The organism is Pseudomonas sp. MWU15-20650 (assembly GCF_023242475.1).
Lineage (GTDB): Bacteria > Pseudomonadota > Gammaproteobacteria > Pseudomonadales > Pseudomonadaceae > Aquipseudomonas.
In genome coordinates, this window is record NZ_JALJFG010000017.1 from 102,279 (window position 1) to 108,302 (window position 6,024).

A 6,024-nucleotide genomic window follows, 5' to 3' on the forward strand; every position below is an offset into this window, starting at 1 on the left:
GTGGAGCTTTTATCTGGCGGTGAGATGCTCGTCCGCTTTTTGCGTGACGAAGGCGTCGACTATATCTACGGGTACCCAGGTGGTGCTCTGCTGCATGTCTACGACGCACTGTTCAAGGAACCGGCTGTTACCCACATCCTGGTTCGCCATGAGCAGGCCGCGACCCATATGGCTGACGGTTATGCCCGTGCCACCGGTAAAGCCGGTGTGGTACTGGTAACGTCCGGCCCAGGCGCAACGAATGCCATTACCGGCATCGCGACTGCTTATATGGACTCCATTCCGATGGTGATCATTTCCGGCCAGGTGCCAAGCACCATGGTGGGGACCGATGCGTTCCAGGAAACCGACATGATCGGTATCTCCCGGCCGATCGTGAAGCACAGCTTCATGATCAAGCATGCGTCGGAAATCCCGGAAGTCATGAAGAAGGCGTTCTACCTCGCACAGTCCGGTCGTCCGGGCCCTGTGGTCGTCGATATCCCGAAAGACATGACCAACCCGGCTGAAAAATTCGAATACGTTTTCCCGAAGAAAGCCAAGCTGCGTTCCTACAGCCCGGCCGTCCGTGGGCACTCGGGGCAAATCCGCAAGGCGGCAGAAATGCTCCTGGCGGCCAAGCGTCCCGTGCTGTACTCGGGTGGCGGCGTGATTCTGGGCGGCGGTTCCGCCCCCCTGACCGAACTGGCCAAGCTGCTCAATCTGCCGGTAACCAACACCTTGATGGGCCTCGGCGCATTCCCGGGTACGGACCGCCAGTTTGTCGGCATGCTCGGTATGCACGGCAGCTACACCGCCAACTTGGCCATGCATCACGCCGACGTGATCCTGGCGGTGGGTGCGCGTTTCGATGACCGTGTGATCAACGGCGCGAGCAAATTCTGCCCGAACGCCAAGATCATCCACATCGACATCGACCCGGCGTCTATCTCCAAGACCATCAAGGCCGACGTGCCGATCGTGGGTCCTGTAGAAAGCGTGTTGACCGAAATGGTTGCTGCGCTCAAGGACATCGGCGAGACGCCGAACAAGGAATCCGTTGCCAGCTGGTGGAAGCAGATCGACGAATGGCGCGGTGACCGTGGCCTGTTCCCTTACGACAAGGGCGACGGCAGCATCATCAAGCCACAAACCGTGATCGAGACCCTCTGCGAAGTGACCAAGGGCGACGCCTTTGTGACCTCCGATGTGGGCCAGCACCAGATGTTCGCCGCGCAGTACTACAAGTTCGACAAGCCTAACCGCTGGATCAACTCCGGTGGCCTGGGCACGATGGGCTTTGGTTTTCCTGCGGCCATGGGTGTGAAGCTGAGCTTCCCGGACAGCGACGTCGCGTGCGTCACCGGTGAGGGCAGCATCCAGATGAACATCCAGGAACTGTCGACGTGCCTGCAGTACGGTCTTCCAGTGAAGATTGTCTGCTTGAACAACGGCGTGCTGGGCATGGTTCGTCAGTGGCAGGACATGAGTTACGGTAGCCGTCACTCCCATTCCTACATGGAATCGTTGCCGGATTTCATCAAGTTGGTTGAAGCCTATGGCCACGTTGGCATTCGCATCACTGATCTGAAAGATCTGAAGCCGAAGATGGAAGAAGCGTTCGCCATGAAGGACCGCCTGGTGTTCCTCGATATTCAGGTGGATACCAGCGAGCACGTCTACCCGATGCAGATCAAAGACGGCTCTATGCGCGATATGTGGCTGAACAAGACGGAGCGTACTTAATCATGCGGCATATTATCTCCCTGCTTCTGGAGAACGAACCCGGCGCTCTGTCTCGTGTTGTCGGCCTGTTTTCGCAACGCAACTACAACATCGAAAGCCTGACCGTGGCCCCGACCGAAGACCCGACTTTGTCGCGCCTGACGTTGACCACCGTGGGCCACGATGAGGTGATCGAGCAGATCACCAAGAACCTCAACAAGCTGATCGAAGTGGTCAAGCTGGTCGACTTGTCGGAAAGTGCCCACATCGAGCGTGAGCTGATGCTGGTCAAGGTCAAGGCTACGGGTGCCCAACGTGCCGAGATCAAACGGACTACCGATATTTATCGCGGGCAGATCGTCGATGTGAGCGCCAGCGTTTATACCGTTCAACTGACCGGTACAAGCGACAAGCTGGACAGCTTCATCCAGTCGATCGGGACGGCCTCGATTCTGGAAACCGTACGCAGTGGTGTCACCGGGATTGCCCGTGGCGACAAAGTACTCAGCATCTAACCCAAATTAGCGAATGGCCTTACGGCCTGGATATATAGAGGAACCTCATGAAAGTTTATTACGATAAAGATTGTGACCTGTCGATCATCCAGGGCAAGAAAGTCGCCATCATCGGCTACGGTTCCCAGGGCCACGCCCAAGCGTGCAACCTGAAAGATTCCGGCGTGGACGTCACCGTTGGCCTGCGCAAAGGTTCGGCTACTGTTGCCAAGGCGCAAGCCCACGGCCTGAAAGTGACCGACGTTGCTTCCGCCGTAGCGGCTGCCGACCTGGTCATGATCCTGACCCCGGATGAGTTCCAGTCCGCGCTGTACAAGAACGAAATCGAGCCGAACATCAAGAAGGGCGCTACCCTGGCCTTCTCCCACGGCTTCGCGATCCACTACAACCAGGTTGTGCCACGTGCTGACCTCGACGTGATCATGATCGCGCCGAAAGCACCGGGCCACACCGTGCGTTCCGAGTTCGTCAAAGGCGGCGGTATCCCTGACCTGATCGCGATCTACCAGGACGCATCGGGCAACGCCAAAAACGTTGCGCTGTCCTACGCCGCTGGTGTGGGTGGCGGTCGTACCGGCATCATCGAAACCACCTTCAAGGACGAGACCGAAACCGACCTGTTCGGCGAACAAGCCGTTTTGTGCGGCGGTACCGTTGAGCTGGTCAAGGCCGGTTTCGAAACCCTGGTTGAAGCTGGCTACGCGCCGGAAATGGCCTACTTCGAATGCCTGCACGAACTGAAGCTGATCGTTGACCTCATGTACGAAGGCGGTATCGCCAACATGAACTACTCGATCTCCAACAACGCCGAATACGGCGAGTACGTGACGGGGCCGGAAGTGATCAACGCCGAGTCCCGTCAGGCTATGCGCAACGCCCTGAAACGTATTCAGGACGGCGAATACGCCAAAATGTTCATCAGCGAAGGCGCAACCGGCTACCCTTCGATGACCGCCAAGCGTCGTAACAACGCCGCTCACGGTATCGAAGTCATCGGCGAGCAGCTGCGCTCCATGATGCCGTGGATCGGTGCCAACAAGATCGTCGACAAAGCCAAAAACTAAGTCGTACGTATCAAGGGAAAACGCGGCTTAGGCCGCGTTTTTTCGTTTGAGGGCCGGGTTCTGGTATAAAGCTGCATCGTTTGCGGGCGAACACTCGCCGCAAGTATTTGTCGAATTTTTTCACACCGTTGCAAGGTAAAGTCCATGAGCGAACGTCCCGAAGAGCCAAACCAGGCTTCTGACGCCGATAGCCTGCTGCCGATCGATGAACATGTCGAAGAAGGGCATGACGCGGAAGGTCGCAAGGTCCGGCATCGTGGCATCTATCTTCTGCCCAACCTGTTTACTACGGCGAACCTGTTTGCTGGCTTCTATTCCATTATCAACTCCATGAGTGCCCAGAGCGCGCTGGCTGCAGGTGATGCCGCGAGTGCCAGTAAGTATTTCGGTTTTGCTGCCATCGCGATTTTCGTGGCCATGGTGCTCGACGGTCTTGACGGGCGCGTGGCGCGGATGACCAATACCCAGAGTGCCTTTGGCGCCGAGTACGACTCGTTGTCGGACATGGTTGCCTTTGGTGTCGCGCCTGCTTTGCTGGCGTTTGCCTGGGCATTGGGTGACATGGGCAAGGTTGGCTGGATGGTTGCCTTCATCTATGTCGCCGGTGCTGCGCTGCGTCTGGCACGCTTCAATACCCAAGTGGGGACTGCCGACAAGCGTTACTTCATCGGTCTGGCAAGCCCTGCTGCTGCCGGTGTCGTCGCGGGAATCGTCTGGGCGTTCAGTGACTACGGCATCCAGGGTTCGAAGATGTCGTTCCTGGTGGCCTTGATGGTTGCGGCGGCTGGGATGCTGATGGTCAGCAATATCAAGTACAACAGCTTCAAGGAGTTCGACCTCAAGGGGCGGGTGCCTTTCGTAGCGATCCTTGTGGTGGTGCTGGTGTTTGCAGTGGTATTCAGTGATCCGCCGCGTATTCTGCTACTGGCGTTCCTCGTCTACGCAGCTTCAGGGCCGATTCAGTACCTGCTGCATCTGCGCCGCGACAAAACATTGCCTTAATGTAATTTCCCCCATACTCCGCAGTCTATTGGTGCATCAGTCCTCCAATGCTGCGGAGTTGCCATGTTAATCAAGATCCCCAAAGCGTCCGGTTGTCGCGAAGCGGATGTCACGCCCGAATCCCTCTATTTGTCTCGCCGCAGTTTGCTCGGTGGTGCGCTTGTCGGTATTGCCGCCAGTAGCTTGCCGCGCTGGGCCAGTGCGGATGATGCTGTGCGTTATGCCGATGTCGAGCCGGGCAGGGCACCCGGTTGGTTTGCCGAGAAACTCCCTGGCACGAAATGGCAGGCGGTGACCGTCAGAGACGAAGCTATCACCCCGTTCAAGGATGCAACCCACTACAACAACTTCTATGAGTTCGGCACAGATAAGGGGGACCCGGCGGCAAATGCCGGTTCACTCAAGACTGAGCCTTGGAGTGTTGTGATCGATGGTGAGGTGGCGAAGCCTGGGCGCTATGCCTTGGAAGACTTCATGAAACCCTATGAATTGGAAGAACGGATTTATCGTCTGCGCTGTGTCGAAGCGTGGTCGATGGTTATTCCGTGGATAGGCTTCCCTATCTCGGCCTTGCTCAAGCAGGTCGAGCCAACCTCCAAAGCGAAGTACATCCGTTTTGAAACGCTTCAGGATCCCAAAAGCATGCCTGGGCAACGCTCAAGTTTCGCTTTGATCGACTGGCCTTATGTCGAGGGGTTGCGCCTGGATGAGGCGATGAATCCGCTGGCGATCCTTGCCGTTGGCATGTATGGGCGGGAGCTGCCAAATCAGAACGGCGCACCGTTGCGCTTAGTGGTGCCGTGGAAGTATGGCTTCAAGAGTGTGAAGTCCATCGTTCGGATCAGCCTTGTGAGCGAGCAACCGAAAACCACTTGGCAGAGTATTGCGGCCAATGAGTATGGGTTCTATGCGAATGTGAACCCAACCGTTGATCATCCGCGGTGGACGCAAGCACGGGAACGTCGTCTGCCGAGTGGCCTGTTCAGTCCGAATGTACGTGAGACACAGATGTTCAATGGCTACTCGGATGAAGTCGCCTCTCTATATACGGGGCTCGACCTGCGGAAGAACTACTAATGCGCTATCCGATCTGGCGCATCGGCGTCTTTATAGCTGCCGCGGTATGGCCTTTGCTCTGGCTATATGATGCATGGAGTTTTGCCTTGGGGCCTGATCCAGGAAAAGTGCTGGTTGATCGCCTGGGTTTGGGCACCTTGATTCTTTTGTTGATCACGCTGGGTATGACACCGCTACAGAAGTTGAGCGGTTGGGCGGGGTGGATAGCGGTACGTCGGCAGTTGGGGTTGTGGTGCTTTGCCTATGTTGTGCTGCATCTGGCGGCTTATTGCGTGTTTATCCTTGGGCTCGATTGGTCGCAGCTGGGGGTGGAATTGCGTAAGCGGCCGTACATCATTGTGGGCGCTCTGGGGTTTCTGTCTCTGTTGGTGTTGGCCGTGACGTCGAATCGTTATAGCCAGCGCCAATTGGGCAGTCGATGGAAGAAATTACATCGCCTGGTGTATGTGATTCTTGGGCTCGGGTTACTGCATATGCTGTGGATTGTGCGTGCTGACCTCAAGGAGTGGGCTATCTATGCATCTATAGGTGCATTGCTTCTGGTGCTGCGGGTGCCTGCGGTGATGCGTCGGATCCCCCGTCTTATTGCGAAAAAAGCCCCTTTTGCAACAAAAGCGTAATTAAGGCTTGACGACAGATTCTGGAAGCCTATAATTTGACGA

6 protein-coding genes are annotated in these 6,024 nt (G+C 56.6%); all 6 read left to right on the plus strand.

The genetic code is table 11. From position 1 onward, the window contains the following. The 6 genes from M5B43_RS15125 to msrQ all read left to right on the plus strand — a co-directional run bounded on the left by M5B43_RS15125 (window position 1) and on the right by msrQ (window position 5,982). Window positions 1-1,725 carry an acetolactate synthase 3 large subunit gene (locus tag M5B43_RS15125; protein WP_248750857.1) on the plus strand — a complete coding sequence of 575 codons (1,725 nt, stop codon included), beginning with the start codon at window positions 1-3 and terminating at the stop codon, window positions 1,723-1,725. A gap of 2 nt (window positions 1,726-1,727) precedes the next feature. Next, a complete protein-coding gene (ilvN, locus tag M5B43_RS15130; protein WP_003176102.1) occupies window positions 1,728-2,219 on the plus strand; it encodes an acetolactate synthase small subunit in 492 nt (163 codons plus the stop codon). A gap of 47 nt (window positions 2,220-2,266) precedes the next feature. After that, complete coding sequence (ilvC, locus tag M5B43_RS15135) at window positions 2,267-3,283, plus strand: ketol-acid reductoisomerase (protein WP_248750858.1); 1,017 nt, start codon at window positions 2,267-2,269, stop codon at window positions 3,281-3,283. Window positions 3,284-3,427: 144 nt separating this feature from the next. Next, a complete protein-coding gene (gene pssA / locus M5B43_RS15140; protein WP_248750859.1) occupies window positions 3,428-4,285 on the plus strand; it encodes a CDP-diacylglycerol--serine O-phosphatidyltransferase in 858 nt (285 codons plus the stop codon). A gap of 63 nt (window positions 4,286-4,348) precedes the next feature. Further along, window positions 4,349-5,362, plus strand: coding sequence for a protein-methionine-sulfoxide reductase catalytic subunit MsrP (gene msrP / locus M5B43_RS15145; protein WP_248750860.1), 1,014 nt, complete (start codon window positions 4,349-4,351; stop codon window positions 5,360-5,362). Next, window positions 5,362-5,982, plus strand: coding sequence for a protein-methionine-sulfoxide reductase heme-binding subunit MsrQ (gene msrQ / locus M5B43_RS15150; RefSeq protein ID WP_248750861.1), 621 nt, complete (start codon window positions 5,362-5,364; stop codon window positions 5,980-5,982). The genes msrP and msrQ overlap by 1 nt, the downstream gene beginning before the upstream one ends. Window positions 5,983-6,024 lie beyond the last annotated feature (42 nt).

Bases quoted from the DNA above. Each gene is read 5' to 3' on its own strand.
- ilvN (WP_003176102.1), top strand. From the start codon at position 1,728: ATGCGGCATATTATCTCCCTGCTTCTGGAGAACGAACCCGGCGCTCTG.
- ilvC (WP_248750858.1), top strand. From the start codon at position 2,267: ATGAAAGTTTATTACGATAAAGATTGTGACCTGTCGATCATCCAGGGC.
- pssA (WP_248750859.1), top strand. From the start codon at position 3,428: ATGAGCGAACGTCCCGAAGAGCCAAACCAGGCTTCTGACGCCGATAGC.
- msrP (WP_248750860.1), top strand. From the start codon at position 4,349: ATGTTAATCAAGATCCCCAAAGCGTCCGGTTGTCGCGAAGCGGATGTC.
- msrQ (WP_248750861.1), top strand. From the start codon at position 5,362: ATGCGCTATCCGATCTGGCGCATCGGCGTCTTTATAGCTGCCGCGGTA.